Origin of the sequence: Burkholderia seminalis (genome assembly GCF_001718535.1) — a bacterium.
Lineage (GTDB): Bacteria > Pseudomonadota > Gammaproteobacteria > Burkholderiales > Burkholderiaceae > Burkholderia > Burkholderia seminalis.
Genome location: NZ_CP013399.1, coordinates 1,066,367 through 1,083,736, shown reverse-complemented (window position 1 = coordinate 1,083,736; position 17,370 = coordinate 1,066,367). Strand labels below are relative to the sequence as shown.

Here is a 17,370-nt window from a genome sequence, read left to right as displayed (position 1 = left end):
GTTCCGGCACCTTTGCGCGGCACGCAATGCTCGATTGCGTGCCGGACCCATTCCGCGCCGGCCGCCCGGTCAATAGCATTCACGGTATCGCGGCCGGTTACGTCGCCGCCCTGTTTCCTTCCCGGAGCCGACCATGTCAACGGATACCCCCACGCTCGCCTCGCCCGCACCCGCGGTCAAGCTCACGCAGGCGCTCATCCTGCTGTTCGCGTTCAGTTGCGGCGCGATCGTCGCGAACCTGTACTACGCGCAACCGATCACCGAACTCATCGCCCCCGGCCTGCACATGTCGAGCGGCGCGGCGAGCCTGATCGTGTCGCTGACGCAGATCGGCTATGCGTTCGGGCTGTTCTTCATCGTGCCGCTCGGCGATCTGCTCGAAAACCGCAAGCTGATGATCGTCACGGCCGTCGTGTCGATCGCGAGCCTCGCGGCCGCCGCGGTCGTCCGCACGCCGGGGCTGTTCCTCGCGGTCTCGCTGCTGATCGGCTTCAGCTCGGTGGCGGTGCAGATCCTCGTACCGCTCGCCGCGCATCTGGCACCGGACCACTCGCGCGGCCGCGTCGTCGGCACGATCATGAGCGGGCTGCTGCTCGGCATCCTGCTCGCCCGGCCGCTGTCGAGCGTCGTGGCCGACGCGTTCGGCTGGCGCGTCGTGTTCGCGGGCGCCGCCGTGGTGATGACGCTCGTCACGGCCGTGCTCGCGCTGACGATGCCGTCACGCCAGCCCGACCATCGCGCCACCTATTTCGCGCTGATCGGCTCGCTGCTGCATCTCGTGCGCACGATGCCGGTGCTGCGCCATCGCGCGTTCTACCAGGGCCTGATGTTCGCGTCGTTCAGCCTGTTCTGGACCGCCGTGCCGGTCGAGCTGACGCGTCACTACGGACTGTCGCAATCCGCGATCGGCCTGTTCGCGCTCGTCGGCGCGATCGGCGCGACGTCGGCGCCCGTCGCGGGCCGTCTCGCGGACGCCGGCCATACCGTGCGCGCCACGCTGATCGCGCTGGTCGCCGGCACGCTGGCGTATGCGAGCGCACCGGTTCATGGCGCCGGCGTGTACGGCCTCGTCGTCACCGGCATCGTGCTCGACTTCGCGGTGCAGATGAACATGGTGCTCGGCCAGCGCGAGATCTACGCACTGCACGCGGCGAGCCGCAACCGGCTGAACGCGCTCTACATGACGAGCATCTTCGTCGGCGGCGCGGCCGGCTCCGCGCTCGCGAGCCCGCTGTACGAGCATGGCGGCTGGCCGCTCGTCGCGGCCGTCGCGGCGGCGTTCCCGCTCGTCGCGCTCGCCCACTACGTCGCGATCGGCCGCCCGCACGCGCGACGTCACGCGCACGCGTGAACCGCCGCCGACGGCGCGGCACCGCGCGGTCGGCCTGTCACACGGCATCGTTGCCGCGCGGTCCTGACCGCGCCCATCCTCACCCATGAAGGAGTCCTCATGTCTTCCCTGCTCGCTCCGTACGACCTGCGCGGCCTCGCGCTGCCCAACCGCGTCGTGATGGGCCCGATGACGCGCTCGCGCGCGCCGTCGCGCGGCCTGCCGACCGAACTGATGGCCGAGTACTACGCGCAGCGCGCGTCCGCCGGCCTGATCGTGACCGAGGCGACCAACGTCAGCGCCGCATCCGCGGCATTCGAGCTGACGCCGGGGCTCGTCGACGACGCGCAGGCCGCCGGCTGGAAAAAGATCACCGACGCGGTCCATGCGAACGGCGGACGCATCTTCGCGCAGCTGTGGCACGGCGGCCGGGTCAGCTCGCTGACGCTGCTCGGCGGTGCCGCGCCGTTGTCGCCGTCCGGCGTCAACGACGATCTCGAACAGTTGCAGGTCTGGGCGCAGTTGCAGAACGGCTATTACACGAAGATTCACGCGACGCCGTCGCGCGCGATGACGACCGCCGAGGTCGTCGACGCCGTGGACGAATTCCGCCGCGCGGCGGCGCGCGCGATGGCGGCCGGCTTCGACGGCGTCGAGATCCATGCGGCGAACGGTTATCTGCCGCACCAGTTCCTGTCGTCGACGCTGAACCGCCGCGACGATCGTTACGGCGGGTCGGTCGCGAACCGCGCGCGCTTTCTGGAGGAAATCGTCGCGGCGGTCGGCGGCGTGATGCCGCTCGCGCGTGTCGGCGTGCGCATCTCGCCGTACGCGAAGTACAACAACGTGCGCGATGCCGACCCGGATGCGACGCTGGCCTACGTCGGCCGCATGCTCGACGAAGCCGGCGTGGCCTATCTGCACGCGGCCGACACCAACGGCTGGAGCGGCGAGCCCGACCTACCGCGGATCGTCGAGCATGCGCGCCAGTCGTTCGGCGGCACGTTGATCGTCAACGGCGGCATTGCGCCCGATGCCGCGCAGGCGCTGATCGACGCGGGCGACGCCGATCTCGTCGCGTTCGCGCGTGCCTACATCGCGAATCCGGATCTCGTCGAACGCATTGCCGCGCGCGCACCGCTCGCCGAGCCGAAAGCGGCCGGCTGGTACGGCGGCGATCGCGCCGGATATGTCGATTACGCACGGTACGACGCGGCAGGCGCGCACGCATGAGCGGCGTATCGGCCGCCGCGCCCGCACCGCGGCCCGCGCAGGCGGCCGGCACGGCGCCGGCCGCCCGCCGTCAACCGTCGTTCCAGCGCGCGCCGAGCACGCGCCCGCAGAAATTCGGCCGGTAAAATTCCGCATCGAAGCGTTCGAGCACGTCCGCGCTCCATGTGCCGAACGTCGACGGCGCCCGATGTTCGACGCCGCGCGCGACCGCTTCGAGGAAGGCTTCCGCGAAACCGCCGTCGCGCGGGTAAGCGGCGAGCAGCGCGTCGCGCTCCTGCAGCGTGTACGCGTCGAAATCGGTTGCCATCAGGTCCGTCGAGACGGCCGCCGCCAGCGCGCGCGAGAGCGGCGATACGCGGGCGGCCACGCCCGGCGTGGTATGCAGCGCGATCGCATACCACACGTCGTCGCGCATGCGCCGCGGCCGGCGATGCCGAAGCAGCAGCGCGCGCGCTGCATCCGCGCCGTCGACTTCGTATCGCGCGGTCGAACGGCAGTACGCGTAACTCAACCCCATGTTGGCGTACATCGCGGCCACGAACAGCGCATCGGCGTCGCACGGTTCGCCCGCGCGACGCGCGGCGAGCGACGCGAGGACGAACACGCGTCCCGCATGATCGGCGAGCGCGGCCGGCAACGCGGCGCGTGCCGCATCGGCCGCCTCGATCGCAACCGGCGTGCGCGGAATGCCGACGCCCGCCACTTCGTCGCCCGCTGCCTGAGCGCGCGTACGCGCAACCTTCATCCTGCCTCCTCCAGGCCCCGCGCCGGGGGCCGAAAAACGATCGTTTCGCGCGGCGCCTGCGCGTCGGCGTTTCCTGCGCGCCGGCACGCGCAGGCTAGAAAACGACGCAGCGGCGCCCAAACGCCGCGCAGCGATCGGCCGCGCCGGACGCCGCCGGATAACGCGACCGCGCGAAGCGCCGCGCGGCGCCGCGTGCGCGGCACGCATCCGCGCCGACGTCGGCGCACGCTTCGTCGCAGCCCGCCGCCCCCGTGCGGTCGCGGCTGCCCGCCGCGGCCCCGGCCACCGGCGACCATCCCGGGCTGACCGGCAGCGGCGGCGGCGCGAGCGGCAGAAATTCCGCATCCGCATGCACGATCCGGCCGTCGACCACCGTCAGCACCGACGCAAGCGACGGGATGCGCGGCGCATCGATCGTGAAGTAATCGTCGGTGAGCACCGCGAAATCCGCGTACTGGCCGGGCATCAGCGCGCCCTTGCACGCGTCTTCGTTCGAGAACCATGCACTGCCCACCGTAAAGCGGCGCAGCGCCTCCATCCGGCCGAGCCGGTTGCGCGCCGGATAGAGCGCGGTGCCGCCGACGGTACGTCCCGATACCATCCAGTACAGCGCCACGAACGGGTTGTAGCTCGCCGCGCACGTCGCGCCGGTCCCCGCGCCGACCGGCAGGCCGGCGTCCAGCATCGCGCGGATTGGCGGCGCGCGCGTGGCGGCGCCGGCGCCGTAGCGGGCCACGAAGGCCTCGCCCTGGAACGCCATCCGCGGCTGAATCGTCACGCCGCCGCCCAGCGCCGCGATCCGCGCGATGTTCGCGTCCGCGATCCGCTCGCAGCGGTCGAAGCACCAGCGCAGCCCGTCGAACGGCGTCTCGCGGTCGACGGCCTCGAACACGTCCAGGAAGCGGCCGATCGACTCGTCGTGGATCGCATGCAGGCGGAACGGCCAGCGGTGACGCACGAGCAGCCGGACGACCGGGGCGAGTTCGGCTTCGAGCGACGCCGGCAGATCGCGGCGCAGGTCGAGGAAATTGCCCAGATCCACGGCCGAGAATACGAGCCGCGCACCCGCGCCGTTCGTGCGCAGGAACGCGTCGCCGCCGCCGGGCGTCATTTGCGCGATCCACTGCGCGAAGTCGTCGAGCTCCCGTCCCGCGCGTTGCGCGCCGACACTGTAGGCGATGCGCGCCGTCAGTTCGCCGCGCCGCGCGAGCTCGACGATCGCCGCGTAGTCGTCCGGATAGGCCAGCCCGTCGCCACCGGCATCGATCACGCTCGTCACGCCGACGCGATTCAGCGCATGCAAGAGCTGCCGCGTGGAATTCAGCCGGTCGCCGCCGCCGAGCGTCGGGCCTTGCGCGAGCGCCGCCTGCAGCACGGCGGGGTCCGGGCGTGCCAGCAGCAGGCCGGTCGGCCGCCCGTGGCGGTCGCGCCGAAGCTCGCCGCCGGGCGGATCGGGCGTATCGCGCCCGTAGCCGAGCGCGCGCACCGCGGCCGCATTCAGCCACGCGCTGTCGTCCAGATGCTGGATGAACACCGGCGTATCGGGCGCGATCGCGTTCAGTTCGGCCACCGTCGGGCCGCGCTTTTCCGCGAACTGGAAGGCGGTCCAGCCCGCCGCGACGCGCGCCCACTGCGGCGCGGGCGTGCGCTGCACCTGGCGGCGCAGCAGGTCGAGCGCATCGGCGAGCGAGGTCACGCCGTCCCAGCGCAATTCCATGTTGAAGCTCAGGCCGCCGCCGATCGCGCCCAGATGCGCGTCGTTCAGGCCGGGGATCGCGGTGCGCCCGTTCAGGTCGATGCGGGTCGTGCCGGCACCCGCGTGACGCAACACGTCGCGATCGCTGCCGGTCGCGACGATGCGCCCGCCCGCGACCGCGATCGCGCTGACGAACGAACGCGTGTCGTCCTGGGTCGCGATCTTGCCGTTGAAGACGACGAGGTCCGCCGCACGTGCGAAGTCCACGGCCCTAAGCACCCTGCGCCCTCCCGAGCGGCTCGGCGGGCGCGCGGCGGCCGCCCCCCGGCATGCCGTCCGGCGGCACGCGGCGAGCCCGACGTCGCGCGTCCGTATGCCGGCACGCGGGCGCCGCGCCCCCGTCGAATGCGCCGTTGCGTGCCGCGTGCGTGCGCGGCCTGTCCGCCCTGCCGTTCTCGCGCATCGTCATGCCACCGGCTGCGCCGCGTCGACGGCATCGCGCCGCACGCGCGCCCGGCTTGCCGCGGGCATCGCGTCCGGGCGGACGAAATTCTGCACGCGCAGCAAGCGGCGCACGTCGTTCGCGCGCGAATGCGGATCGAAGTGCCGCGTGAGGCCCGCGACCAGCGTCGATGCCTGCCCGGTACGTCCGCGCTCGATCAGGTGATCGGCGAGATCGAGCGTGCTGCGCAGCGCCCACATCGCGGCGCCCTGCGCGTTCGCGGTCTGGATGGCCAGCTGCAGATGACGATGGCCGTCCGCTTCGTATGCCGCCGCGAGACTCGCGGTGGCGGTGCGCGCCTGTTCGAGCGTCGCCACGCCCCTGACGCGCAGCAGTTCGGGCACGAACAGATGTTCGCCGTGCGCGCGGCAGCGCGCGAGCGTCGCGTCGAGCCGGGTGCGCGCCTCGGCCGCGCGGCCGGTGCGCGCGAGTCCTTCCGCATGCGCGGCGGTCAACGGCGCGAGCAGGCGCCGGAAGCCGCTTGCCTCGAGGCGCCGCAACGCGGGTTCGAGCCGCGCGAGCCCCGCGCCCGGATGGCCGGTCTGAATATCGAACTGTCCCGTCAGGCATTCCGCATGGGTACGCCAGATGTCGAACCCGTGCGTGTCGGATACCGATCGCAGCGTCGCGAGATAGTCGGTCGTCGCATCGTGGTCGCCGTAGCGCATGGCGATCGGCACGGCAGCCGTGCCGAGCACGAAGCACAGCGCCAGGGCCGACGGGCCGCGGCGCGCGCCCTCCACCGCTTGCGCGGCCAGCCGCATCGCGTGCTCGGGGTCGCCCTGCAGCCACGCGAGCCGCGTGAGCATCGTGCCGCCGAACGTCGCCATGTCGACACCCAGCGCCGCCTGCGCGCACGGCGGCTCGCCCGCGCCGGCCAGTTCGGCCGTCGCGGCCTCGAGCCGCTCGCGCGCCTGCGCGTGCTCGCCGAAGTAATGCAGCGACGTCGCGACCATCGCGTTCGCCAGCAGGCACTGCGCGCGGTCGCCGCGCCGCTCGGCGGCCCGCTCGAAGCGCGTCGCGTAGCGCAGCGATTCGTGAATGTCGGACAGCGCCAGCATCGTGTGCCACAGCCCCATCAGCGCGCGCGCGTCGTACGCGTCGTCGCCGGCGCGCGCCGCGAGGTCGAGCGTCCGGTCCCACATCGCGGCGGCGGCGAGCGCGTCGCCGTCCGTGTGCAGCAGCGCGGACGCATACGCCGAGCGCAGCCGCATCTCGCCGCCCGCATCGACCGGCCCGGCCGTCCCGGCGTCGATGTCGCCGAGCATCCGTCGCGCCTGCACGGTACTTTCGCGCATCCGCGCCGGCTCGAGCAGCGCGCGCGCCAGCGCGTCCGGCCCGGCCACGTCCGGCGCGGTGCCCGCCGGCTCGCCGGCGGCCGGCGGACTCACCGCGACCGCCGCCGGCGACGCAGCCGGCACGTGGGCTTGCGCTTGCGTCTGCGCGCGTTCGTAGTGCGCGTGGCGTTCGGCGACGAGGTCGAACTCGCCCTCGTTGCGGAGTTTTTCGAGCGCATACGCGCGTGTCGATTCGGTCAGCCGGTAGCGCGCGGAAGCGCCGTGGAATTCGACCGTCACGAGCGATTTCGCGACCAGTTCGCCGAGCACGGCGATCATGTCGGCGGCCGACGAACCGGGCTCGGCCGCGACGGCGCGCGCCGCATCGAACGTGAACGGGCCGACGAAGCACCCCATGCGCCGAAACAGTGCGCGTGCCGCCGGCTCCAGCAGCACGTAGCTCCAGTCGAACGTCGCGCGCAGCGTCTGGTGACGCGGCAGCGCCGACCGCAGCCCGCCCGTCAGCAGGTTCAGGCGGTCGTCGAGGCGCGACGCGACGACCGCGAGGCCGAGCGTCGCCACCCGCGCGGCCGCCAGCTCGATCGCGAGCGGCAGCCCGTCGAGGCGCCGGCAGATGTCGGCGATCAGCCGCATGCCGGCGGCGTCGATCCGGCAATCGGGCGCGGCCGCGCGCACCCGTTCCAGAAACAGTTCGACCGCCGGGCTGCGGACGATCGCGTCGTCCGCCGCGCCGCTGTCCGGCACCGCGAGCGGGCTCACGCGCACCACGGCTTCGGCCGAAATATGCAGCGGCTCGCGGCTGGTCGCCAGCACCCGCAGCGAACCCGCGCCCGCGGTCAGCGTGTCGGCGAGATCCGCGACCACGTCGACGATATGTTCGGCGTTGTCGAGCACGAGCAGGCAGCGCGCATCGGCGAGCGCTTCGCCGATGCGCTCGACGGCGGGCGCCCGGTACGTGTCGACGCCGGGCGCGATCCCGAGCCCGGCGGCGAGCGCGGCGAGCACGTCGCCGCGCGTCGACGTGCGCGCCAGCTCGACGAACAGGACACGCTCGCGCGACCGGCTGCGGACGTCGTGCGCGACCCGCGCGGCGAGACTCGTCTTGCCGATGCCGCCGGCGCCGACGAGCGTGACGACCGCCGTCCCGTCGAGCATGTCGACGATCTGCGCGATGTCGGCCTCGCGCCCGATCAGGCGGGCCGGCAGGGACGCCGCGGCCGCCCCTGCGTCGGGTGCCGCCGCGGCGGGCGGCGGCTCGGCCGCCGGCGCGTGCGCCGCGCCCGCCACCAGCAGATAACCGCGGCCGGGGACCGTCTTGATCAGGTCGCGACTCGCGCCGAGCGCCTTGCGCAGCGTCGCCACATGCACCTGAAGGCGGTTCTCCTCCACGATCAGGCCCGGCCAGACCGCGTCCATGATGTCGTCTTTCGACACGACCGAACCGCCCGCGCGATGCAGGACCTCCAGAATGTCGAGCGCACGCGCGCCGATGCGCAGCGACGCGCCCTGGCTGCGTATGTCGCGCTGCTCGAAATCCACCGACAACGTTCCGATCTGGATCATGGCCGCCTCCGGGTACCTCGGGATGACAGCCCGGTGAACGCGGCAGCTCACCGGGCAGGAAGTCCGCGTCCGGCCCGCTGGGCGCGCCGGACGAAAAATGTCGAATTCGGGATCGAGTGTAGACACACGTGTCACGAAAATCTTGAAAGATAATGCGCTGTCCGGCGACTGCCGCCGGACCCCGTGCGGCCGGCCGCCGGCGACGCGCTATACTCCGCCGGGCCGCGTGTACAGGCGTTGCAACGGGGCGTGCAACGACCGCGTGCGGTCGCTTCGCCCCCGGGCGGCAGCGGACGTTTGTGCAAAATCATTTTTGAACGATCGCGCGCCCCTCTAAACTGGACCCGACATCTCGCGTGCCGAGTCCCTCCAGGAAAGCTTCATGCCAGAGCCCGCCCTCGCGCCGCCCGCCCCGTCGCCGGCGCCCATCCCGAAAGACACGCTCGGATGCGTGTCGAGCCTGCTGTCGAAGGATATCGAGCAGACCGTCGGCGGCCTGCGGCTGCATCGCAAGTGCATGCGCGACGCGTTCGTCGAGCACATCGACATGCCCGCGTGCGACCGCGGCTTCCTGGTCGGCGTCTCGCTGAACGGCGGGCACTCGCGCACCATTTACAGCCGCACGGGCGCCTCCGAGCGCCGGTTCCAGCCCCATTCGATCTACATCCGCGATTTCTCGCGGAATTTCCGGGCGGACCTGCACGGCCGGTTCGACTTCCTGCTGGTCGAGCTGCCGCACACGTATCTCGCCGGCCTCGGCCCCGAGCACGACGGCAGCGCGACCGGCGGCCTGCGCTGCCGCCCGGACGCGTGCGACCCGGTGCTCGGCCACCTCGCGCTCGCGGTGGCCGAGGGCCTCGACGCGACGGGGCCGTTGAACACGCTGTTCGTCGAGCAGGTCGGGCTCGCGATCGGCACCCACGTCGTGCGCCGCTACGGCAATCTGCGCGCACGCGACCTGCAGCGCACGGGGAACCTGTCGCCGGCGAAAGTCGCGCGCGCGCAGGAACTCCTGATGGAAAAGGCCGATCTCGGCGTGTCGATCGAGGAAGTGGCGGCCGAGTGCGAGCTGTCGCGCGGGTATTTCATCCGCGCGTTCTCGCGCACCACCGGCCGCACGCCGCACCAGTGGCTGCTCGAACAGCGCGTGATGCGCGCGCGGGACCTGATCGAAACGTCCGACATGACGCTCGCCGACATCGCGATGGCGTGCGGTTTCTCGGACCAAAGCCATCTCAGCCGCGTCTTCGTCAGGATCGTCGGCCATCCGCCCGGCGCCTGGCGGCGCGCACGGTCGCGCTGACAGGTGAAGCCGCGCTCGCGGGGCATCGCCTGAATCGTTCTGAAATCGTCCTGAAAGCCCGGCCCGCGCGCCGGCGGGCGCGCCGCCCGGCGCTAGAATGCGCACGGCATGCAACGCGACGTTGCATCCCGCATACGAGGCGATGACATGGACAAGCTCTCCGCGCTGCGCGCGTTCGTGGAAGTGGCGGAAGCCGGCGGCTTCTCGAGCGCCGGGCGGCGCCTGTCGCTCGCGGCGTCGTCCGTCGTGCGCGCCGTGGACGCGCTCGAGGCGTCGCTCGGCACCGTGCTGCTGAACCGCACGACGCGGCAGGTGACGCTGTCCGACGCGGGAGCCGTGTACTACGCGCGCGCCCGGCGCGTGCTCGAGGAACTCGCCGAGGCCGACGCGCTCGTCGCCGATCGCGGCGACACGCCGTCCGGGCCGTTGCGCGTGTCGGTCCCGGTCGCCTACGGGCTGCGCTGCATTGCGCCGCACATCGCCGCGTTCGTCGCGGCCCACCCGAAACTCGATGTCGACCTGCAACTGACCGACGAGCGGGTCGACCTCGTCGCGAACCGGATCGACGTGGCGATCCGCCTCGGCGACGCGGCGCCGTCCGCGGACGTCGTCGCGCGGCCGCTCGGCACGTTCCGCCGCTACGTCGTCGCGAGCCGCGCCTACCTCGAGGCGCACGGCACGCCGTCGACGCCGGGCGAGCTCGTCGACCATGCGTGCCTGCGCTTTCACTTCGGCGTCGACCAGCAGACCTGGACGTTTGCCGACGCGCAGCGCACGACGCGGGTGATCGTCACCGGGCGGCTGAAATCGAATCACAGCGAGGTGCTGCGCGAGGCCGCGCTGGACGGCGCCGGCATCGCGCTGCTGCCCGACTGGCTGATCGGCGCGGATGTCGAGTCGGGTCGGCTGTGCCGGCTGTTCGATCGCCACGACGTCACGCCGGGCACGGCCCGCTCGGTCGTCACCGCGCTTTACCTGCCGAACCAGCGCGGCTCGAAACGCGTGGCCGCGTTCATCGATTTCGTCGCCGCGCTGGCGCGCGAACCGCGCTGACGCGCGCCGCCGCGCCCGGCGCGTCACCACCCGAACTTCGCCTCCATCCCGACGTAGTCGGCATTGCGGCCGCCGAGCGCACGGATCGAGCGACCGAGCTGGAAATGCACGGCTTCCACCGCCAGCGCGACGTTCGCGTTAACGAGCCAGTCCACGCGCGCCTGCGCGTACATGCCGGTCCACGCATCGCCGCGGCCGGCCGTGCCCGGCACCGCGGCCATGCCCTGCCCGTAGATCGCGTCGGCCGTCGTCGCGCGCCACTGGAAGCCGAGCGCCGTCAGCACCGTGACGCTGCTGGCCGGCTTGAACGTCAGCGACGGCTTCACGTGAACCAGGTTGCTGTACCCGGTATAACCGGCCAGCGTGAAGTAGTACCCGTTCGGAAACAGCGGGTTGAAGGTGCCCACGCGGCCGTCGCCGGAGTGCGTGTCGCCCGACGCGCCGTCGATCTGGATGCCGATACGCGGCGTGCCGGCCGTCTTCGCGAACGTATAGCCGCCGAGCATGCCGAACGCCCACGCGCCGATCGTCGCCTGCCCGACGTGCCCGGTCTGCAGCATCGCCTCCGCGTCCCAGTCGAATCCGGCGGCCTTGCCCGCGTAGCGCATGTCGAACACGTCGCGCCGCTCGGTGCCGGACGCGCCGGCATAACGCGCGTTGTCGCGCGTATAGCGCGACCAGTACGCGGACAGATCGCCTGGTCCGGTGCCGTTGCGCTCGATGCGCACGCCGTCGAATCGCAGGTGCCGGTTCGACACGTCGTCGAACACCGCGTCGTCGCGGTATTGCACCGGGCGCGTCGCATAGCCGATCAGCCGCCATGGGCCGATTTCGTAATCGGCCCATACCGCATCGAACGCCTGGCGCACGTTCGGGCCGTCGCGCACCGACACGAAGCGCTGCAGGTCGAACGCCATCTCCTGCCGGCCGACCCGCGCCTTGAACGTGCCGGTGCCGAACTGGCCGACGTACGCGACGAACGCCTGCTCGATATCGAGCAGGTTGCGGTCGACCGTGCCGACCGTGTCCTTGCCGAACGGACGCGCATCCGCGAACTGCACGAATGCCTGCAGATGCTCGCGGTAACGCAGGTCCGCATGCACCGTCGCCCGCTCGATCACGTAGTGGTCGTCGTGCGCGGCGCCGAGGCCGAACAGCGGCGCGTTGTTCAGCTCGAAACGCTCGCGCAGGTTCGCGCCGAGCGACAGATAGGTCGACGGGTCGCCGCCGATCGGCAGGTACTTCAGCGCGTCGAACGGCTTGCGCGGCACGCACGGCGCCGCGAGCGCCGACCAGTCCTCCTGCCAGCGGTTGAACAGCACGGCCGGCCGCTTCGCGCCGCACGACGTGCCGGCGGCGTCCGTCGTCGCGGGCGCCTGAGCGCCGGACGCCGCGCCCGCGCACGTCGCGATGCCGCCGGCAAGCACGACGGACGGCAACGCGTTGCGCCACGATCGACCGATCGATCGCCGCACGCTCATTTCGACCGCGCGTGGATCTCGGCGACGTAGCCGCCCGGGAACTGCACGAGCGCCGCATCGCGGCCGTCCGACGCGAACGGCGGCACGAGCACGGTCACGCCCGCGGCCTCTGCCTGCTTCAGCGTCGCGGCGAGATCGGCCACTTCATAGCCGGTCATCTCACGGCCGAACGGGTAAGGCAAATGGCCGTCGGTGGCGAGCACCGTCATCTTGCCGAAGCCCGATTCGATGCGGATGCGCCGGTACGTGTCGTTCGGCCGGCCGATCTCGATGCCCGGCGCGCGGCGCACGTCGGACACGATCTTGCCGTGCGAGAACGCGACGAAGTCGCGCGCGAGCTTGCTCGCGCTTTGCGGCGACACGTACACGCGGTTTTCCGGCACCGTCTGCAGCGCGTCGTAGTGCGGCGGCTCGTTGTGCCAGTACAGCTGCATGTTCACGCCGCCCGGCCAGCGGACGATCGCGTCGCGGCCGATCGGGTCGGGGAACGTGTCGACCACCACGTCCGCGCCGTGCGCGCGCGCCGACTTCATCGCGACGTCGAGATCGGTGACGAGATAACCGGTGCGCTCCGCGCAGAACGGATACGGGATCGGCGTCTTGAAACCGAACACCGAGATCGTGCCGACCGGCGTGAGCACGAGTTGCGACATCGTCTGGCTCGGCGTGGGCGTGACCTGGAACACGCCCTGCTTCGACTTCTTGCCGCCGAAGGTCGCGACGAAGCTGTCGGTGAAGCGGTCGAAGTCCTCGGGCGCCACGCACACGTGCGTCGTGTCGTACTGCGGGCCGACCGAGACGTTCGGCGAGCGCGCGGCGGCGGTCTGGCGCGCCGTATCGTCCAGGTGCGTCTCGTCGGCGCGCGACGGCGCGGCGGCCAGCAGCGCGGCCAGCACGGCCGTCGACGCGGCCGTCATGCGCAGCACCTGGCGCAGGTTCAATGCATTCATCGGATTCTCCTTCATTGAGGGTGGCGGGCACGGCGGCACGCCGCGCCCGGATGCAGCGTTCGGCGTCAGGCCGGTTGCCCGGCGCGGCGGCCGGAGCGAAACGCGAGGAAGCCCAGCACCGCGAGCGGCAGCGCCAGCGCCCAGAACGCGGCGTACAGATAGGCGGTCGCGCCGGCGCCCGCCCCGAGCGCGAAACTCGCGACCGGCGGCAGCGTGCGGCGCAGCCGCGCACGCGCGGCTTCCCGTTCGGCGGGTGCGGCGATCGGCACGAGCCAGTCGAACGCGTCGATCACGGCCTGCGTGACGTTGCCGGTCATGACCGTGTTCGCGACGACCGCGCGTGCCGTCAGGCGCCCGTGCGCGTTCTGAACGCCCATCGCCGCGGCGCCGAGCAGGCCGCAGACGATCGTCGCCGGCGCATCGGCGTCGGCGATCGGCGACGCGATCACGCCGGCGAGCATGAATCCGCCCAGCAGCACCGCCTGCAGCGCATACAGCGAACACGCCCGCGTGCCGTGCCCGTATGCACGGATCCGGTGATCCAGCACGCGCGCCGCCACGATCCCCGCGATGAACGCCGGAAACGCGAGCAACTTGATCGCGAGCCCTTGCCCGACCCCGGCCAGGCCGGAGCCGATCAGGATGAAGTTGCCGGTGACGTGCGCGGTGAACAGGCCGAACAGCGCGACGAAGCCGAGCGTGTCGACGTAGCCGGCGATCGATGCGAGCAGTACGTCCTCGCTCCACGCGGCGCCGGGCGCGGCCGCGCCGCTCCCCGTCACTTGCCCCGGTTGCATGACGCGGGGTCCTGCGCGGGGTTGGCGGCGCTCGCGTCCTGCACCTGCGCGGCGGGCGGGCGCATCTGCGCCTGCACGAACGGGATCGCGTGCTCGCCGACGACGATGCCGAGCAGCCCCGCCAGCGCGATCAGCGGCGGCGCGGGCGACTGCACGCGCACGAGGTAGTACAGCAGGCCGACGGCGATGCCGGCCCCCATCGAGATCAGATAAGGCATGGTCCGTTCCGGTTGCGCCGTGCGGCCCGGCGCGGCCGAATGGCGCCCGGCCCGTGCGGCGGTTCGGAAGCAAGACTAGGGAACGGGGATCTGAAAGTCATGGCGGCGAACTGAATTGTTCTGAACGCGCCGCACGGGACTGCTTTCGAACCACGGATCATGCGCGCATCGCTCGCCGACCATGGCGTCGATATTCGTCAGGGGGAAAGAGGAACGAATGATGAGAACGCCGGGCTGCTTGCGGAACGGAAGCACCCGCGCCCGCGATGCCGGCGGCCTCCGCGGCGGCCGTCGACGAGTCGCATGGCGATCTGCCTGCCGGCGGTTGCCGGATGCCGCGCAACGCGCGGCCCGTCGCGGAGAAGCCCCGGCTCGACCCGAGTCAGGCCGGTGTCGGGCAGGCGCCCGCCGCGCCGACATTCCTGCGGCACGAAACGGCGTGCCGGCATCCCCTGCATCGACGCGCCGAAGAAAGGCACGGTGACGGAACGCGAATCGACGCAACGGCGGGCGCGCGTCCCGCCGTTTTCGTCACCCCCGCACGCGCCGCATCCTGAGCGTCGCCGACGGCGATTCGCCGAACGCCCGCTTGTACTCGATCGCGAACCGCCCGAGATGCGCGAAACCCCATTTCAGCGCGATGTCCGTCACCGACGCGAGCCCCGGCGTCTCGTCGGCCAGCAGTTCCTCGCGCACATGCTGCAGCCGCAACTGCCGCACGAAGCCCATCGGCGTGATCCCGTGGCGATTCCGGAACCCGGCGAACAGCGTGCTCGGGCTGACGCCGGCGAGTTCGGCGAGCCGCTCGATCGTCAGCGGCTCGTCGAGATGCGCGCGGATGTATTCCTCGACGCGCCGCACGTAGAACGGCGCGAGCACCACCGGCACGTGCCGCGTGCCGGCGCGCGCGCTGTTCGGGTGGCCGTGCAGCAGCAGGTTGAGCAGCGTCGATTCGAGCTGCTCGAACGCGAGCGGATGACGCAGCGGATGCGCGTCGGTCGAGATCGCGCCGGCGAGGATCGGCAGCAACTGCGCGAGGCACGTCCCCTGCGAAGACGACAGGCTGAACGCCGGCTCGAATTCGACCGGCGCACGCCGGTCGTCGCCGAAATGCCGCTGCGCATGACGCTCCATCACTTCGCGCTCGATGCGCAGGATCACCTGCGGACAGGCATCGCCCCACCGCATCTTCAGCGGCAGCGTCGGCGAGATCAGCGACGCGATGCCGGGCGCCGACACGAAGCGCGTCGAACCGCACTCGATCTCGGCGTCGCCGCGCAGCGGGATCTGCAACAGGAAGAAATGTTCGAGCGGCCCGGGCTCGATGCTGACGCCGCCGCCATAATCGAGCAGGTTCAGCGACAGGTTGCCCCAGCGCGCGTGATGCATGCAGCTGTGCAGCGCACGCGATTCGCCGGTCGGCGTGAGCCGGTGCGGCTTGAACACGTCGGCGACGCGTGCGCGCACCTCGTCGACGTCGTTCGACTGCAGCATCAGGTTGTCGTGATTGAAACAGGCGGCGTCGGCCAGCCAGCCGGTTTCGGAAAATTGCGCCATCGAAGTTCTCCCGTCATGCTCGATCGCACTCGCGCCGTGCATCCGTTCCCCGGATCGGGGAATCCGCCGCACGATCCGGACAGCGCCCGGAGTATCCGGACAGTCCGGCCGTCAAGACACGCAAGTCCCGCGCAAACGACGCAAGAAGCGGACCGTCCGCGCATCGTAGAAAACTGTGCGGGGATTCCGCATCCGCACATACCCGCAGTCAGCCGCGCGCCTGCCCACGCGCGGCGGCCGGTGCAACAGGTTTCCGGAATTCGCGGATACCGGCCGAAGAAAGCGGATAGAAGCGCCCGTTTCGTCCGCCAATACTGGGCCCGTCACCGAGATGAACCGAATGGAGGGACACATGAAAGGACGTCACATCGAGATTCCGTCGCCGGACGGCGGCGCGTTTCGCGCGTACCTGAGCACGCCGGCCGGCGGCGCGGGGCCGGGCATCGTGCTGTGCCACGAGATCTTCGGCGCGAACGCGACGATGCGCGAAACCGCCGACTACTACGCGGAGGAAGGCTATACGGTGCTCGTGCCCGACCTGTTCTGGCGCCAGGCGCCGGGGCTCGAGCTCGGTTACGCGGCGGCCGATGTCGAGCGTGCGATGGCGCTGTACCGCGAATACGACGAGGACAAGGGCGTCGAGGACGTCGGCGTCGCGCTGGACGCGCTCCGGCAACGGCCGGAATGCACGGGCGAGGCCGGCGTGCTCGGCTACTGCCTCGGCGGCAAGCTCGCGTACCTCGCCGCGTGCCGGCTGCCGGGCGTGGCCGCGGCGGTCAGCTACTACGGCGTCGGCATCGAGCACGCGCTGGACGAGGCCGCGGCGCTGCGCGGGCGGCTCGTACTGCAGATCGCGGGGCAGGATCGCTTCTGTCCGCCCGACGCGCAGCAGCGCATCGCCGACGCGCTGTCCGCGCGCGACGGCGTCGAGGTCTACGTGTATCCGGGTGTCGATCACGCGTTCGCCCGCCCCGGCGGCGATCATTTCGACAAGGCCGCCGCGATCATGGCCCACCAGCGCGCGATCGCCGCGTTCCGCGCCGCGCTCGGCCCGCACTACGACCTGTCCACCCTGTGGGAAACCCATCTGAAGCACGAATTCGACACGCGCAACGTCGACGCGACGATGGCCACGATGGTCGCCGAGCCGTACGTCAACCACATCCCGACGCTGACGGGCGGCGTCGGCCACGACGAGCTGAAACGCTTCTACACCCACCATTTCGTGCATGCGAATCCGCCCGACACGACGATCACGCCGATCTCGCGCACGATCGGCGCGAGCCAGATCGTCGACGAACTGCTGTTCTGCTTCACGCACACGACCGAGATCGACTGGATGCTGCCGGGCGTCGCGCCGACCGGCAGGCGCGTCGAGATCCCGCTCGTCGCGATCGTCAAGTTCCGCGGCGACAAGCTGTATCACGAACACATCTACTGGGACCAGGCGAGCGTGCTCGTACAGGTCGGCCTGCTCGAACCGGCCGGACTGCCGGTGGCCGGCGTCGAAACGGCCCGCAAGCTGCTCGACGAAACCGTGCCGTCGAACGGCCTGATGCGCCGCTGGCAGGACAGCGAACCGTCGGCGGGTGCGCGCTGACGCGGCCCGCCCCCCACTCACTCAACGATTCCGGGAGACACCCC

General features: G+C 71.4%; 13 protein-coding genes. 5 read left to right on the top strand and 8 right to left on the bottom strand.

All coding sequences use genetic code 11. From position 1 onward, the window contains the following. Positions 1-133: 133 nt before the first annotated feature. Together WJ12_RS20600 and WJ12_RS20595 are read left to right on the top strand one after the other, a co-directional pair. Complete coding sequence (locus WJ12_RS20600) at positions 134-1,351, top strand: MFS transporter (RefSeq protein ID WP_059560849.1); 1,218 nt, start codon at positions 134-136, stop codon at positions 1,349-1,351. A 99-nt stretch (positions 1,352-1,450) separates the two neighbouring features. Further along, positions 1,451-2,563, top strand: coding sequence for an alkene reductase (locus WJ12_RS20595; protein ID WP_059560847.1), 1,113 nt, complete (start codon positions 1,451-1,453; stop codon positions 2,561-2,563). A 70-nt stretch (positions 2,564-2,633) separates the two neighbouring features. Here WJ12_RS20595 and WJ12_RS20590 read toward each other — a convergent pair whose 3' ends face one another. The 3 genes from WJ12_RS20590 to WJ12_RS20580 form a co-directional block, all read right to left on the bottom strand. Then, positions 2,634-3,308 carry a hypothetical protein gene (locus WJ12_RS20590; RefSeq protein WP_059560844.1) on the bottom strand — a complete coding sequence of 225 codons (675 nt, stop codon included), beginning with the start codon at positions 3,306-3,308 and terminating at the stop codon, positions 2,634-2,636. Between the two features lie 94 nt (positions 3,309-3,402). Then, complete coding sequence (locus tag WJ12_RS20585) at positions 3,403-5,283, bottom strand: amidohydrolase (protein ID WP_059560841.1); 1,881 nt, start codon at positions 5,281-5,283, stop codon at positions 3,403-3,405. Positions 5,284-5,469: 186 nt separating this feature from the next. Then, positions 5,470-8,367: an ATP-binding protein gene (locus WJ12_RS20580; protein ID WP_059560838.1), complete on the bottom strand. Its 2,898-nt coding sequence runs from the start codon at positions 8,365-8,367 to the stop codon at positions 5,470-5,472. 382 nt (positions 8,368-8,749) lie between these two features. Between WJ12_RS20580 and WJ12_RS20575 the strand changes: the two genes are divergently transcribed. Both WJ12_RS20575 and WJ12_RS20570 read left to right on the top strand, forming a co-directional pair. After that, positions 8,750-9,670, top strand: a complete 921-nt coding sequence (locus tag WJ12_RS20575) for an AraC family transcriptional regulator (protein WP_069245802.1) — start codon at positions 8,750-8,752, stop codon at positions 9,668-9,670. A 147-nt stretch (positions 9,671-9,817) separates the two neighbouring features. Further along, positions 9,818-10,723, top strand: a complete 906-nt coding sequence (locus tag WJ12_RS20570) for a LysR family transcriptional regulator (protein ID WP_059560835.1) — start codon at positions 9,818-9,820, stop codon at positions 10,721-10,723. A 23-nt stretch (positions 10,724-10,746) separates the two neighbouring features. Here WJ12_RS20570 and WJ12_RS20565 read toward each other — a convergent pair whose 3' ends face one another. The 5 genes from WJ12_RS20565 to WJ12_RS20540 all read right to left on the bottom strand — a co-directional run bounded on the left by WJ12_RS20565 (position 10,747) and on the right by WJ12_RS20540 (position 15,726). Continuing rightward, positions 10,747-12,204, bottom strand: coding sequence for an alginate export family protein (locus tag WJ12_RS20565; RefSeq protein ID WP_069245801.1), 1,458 nt, complete (start codon positions 12,202-12,204; stop codon positions 10,747-10,749). Further along, entirely contained in the window at positions 12,201-13,154 is a 954-nt protein-coding gene (locus WJ12_RS20560) for a VOC family protein (RefSeq protein WP_059560829.1), read from the bottom strand. Before WJ12_RS20560 ends, WJ12_RS20565 begins: the two co-directional genes overlap by 4 nt. 65 nt (positions 13,155-13,219) lie before the next feature. After that, a complete protein-coding gene (locus WJ12_RS20555) occupies positions 13,220-13,951 on the bottom strand; it encodes a YoaK family protein (RefSeq protein ID WP_069245800.1) in 732 nt (243 codons plus the stop codon). Continuing rightward, on the bottom strand, positions 13,933-14,169 hold the full coding sequence (locus WJ12_RS20550) for a DUF1427 family protein (protein WP_034191750.1): 237 nt from the start codon (positions 14,167-14,169) through the stop codon (positions 13,933-13,935). The genes WJ12_RS20555 and WJ12_RS20550 overlap by 19 nt, the downstream gene beginning before the upstream one ends. A 531-nt stretch (positions 14,170-14,700) precedes the next feature. After that, on the bottom strand, positions 14,701-15,726 hold the full coding sequence (locus WJ12_RS20540; RefSeq protein ID WP_059560825.1) for an AraC family transcriptional regulator: 1,026 nt from the start codon (positions 15,724-15,726) through the stop codon (positions 14,701-14,703). Positions 15,727-16,078: 352 nt separating this feature from the next. Here WJ12_RS20540 and WJ12_RS20535 point away from each other — a divergent pair, with 352 nt between their 5' ends. After that, the gene (locus tag WJ12_RS20535; protein WP_059560822.1) at positions 16,079-17,326 is read left to right on the top strand and encodes a dienelactone hydrolase family protein; all 1,248 of its coding nucleotides are present in this window, start codon (positions 16,079-16,081) and stop codon (positions 17,324-17,326) included. Positions 17,327-17,370 lie beyond the last annotated feature (44 nt).

What these genes read in the sequence shown, in the direction of transcription:
- WJ12_RS20600 (WP_059560849.1), top strand. Translation starts at nt 134, where the DNA reads ATGTCAACGGATACCCCCACGCTCGCCTCGCCCGCACCCGCGGTCAAG.
- WJ12_RS20595 (WP_059560847.1), top strand. Translation starts at nt 1,451, where the DNA reads ATGTCTTCCCTGCTCGCTCCGTACGACCTGCGCGGCCTCGCGCTGCCC.
- WJ12_RS20590 (WP_059560844.1), bottom strand. Translation starts at nt 3,308, where the DNA reads ATGAAGGTTGCGCGTACGCGCGCTCAGGCAGCGGGCGACGAAGTGGCG.
- WJ12_RS20580 (WP_059560838.1), bottom strand. Translation starts at nt 8,367, where the DNA reads ATGATCCAGATCGGAACGTTGTCGGTGGATTTCGAGCAGCGCGACATA.
- WJ12_RS20575 (WP_069245802.1), top strand. Translation starts at nt 8,750, where the DNA reads ATGCCAGAGCCCGCCCTCGCGCCGCCCGCCCCGTCGCCGGCGCCCATC.
- WJ12_RS20570 (WP_059560835.1), top strand. Translation starts at nt 9,818, where the DNA reads ATGGACAAGCTCTCCGCGCTGCGCGCGTTCGTGGAAGTGGCGGAAGCC.
- WJ12_RS20565 (WP_069245801.1), bottom strand. Translation starts at nt 12,204, where the DNA reads ATGAGCGTGCGGCGATCGATCGGTCGATCGTGGCGCAACGCGTTGCCG.
- WJ12_RS20560 (WP_059560829.1), bottom strand. Translation starts at nt 13,154, where the DNA reads ATGAATGCATTGAACCTGCGCCAGGTGCTGCGCATGACGGCCGCGTCG.
- WJ12_RS20555 (WP_069245800.1), bottom strand. Translation starts at nt 13,951, where the DNA reads ATGCAACCGGGGCAAGTGACGGGGAGCGGCGCGGCCGCGCCCGGCGCC.
- WJ12_RS20550 (WP_034191750.1), bottom strand. Translation starts at nt 14,169, where the DNA reads ATGCCTTATCTGATCTCGATGGGGGCCGGCATCGCCGTCGGCCTGCTG.
- WJ12_RS20540 (WP_059560825.1), bottom strand. Translation starts at nt 15,726, where the DNA reads ATGGCGCAATTTTCCGAAACCGGCTGGCTGGCCGACGCCGCCTGTTTC.
- WJ12_RS20535 (WP_059560822.1), top strand. Translation starts at nt 16,079, where the DNA reads ATGAAAGGACGTCACATCGAGATTCCGTCGCCGGACGGCGGCGCGTTT.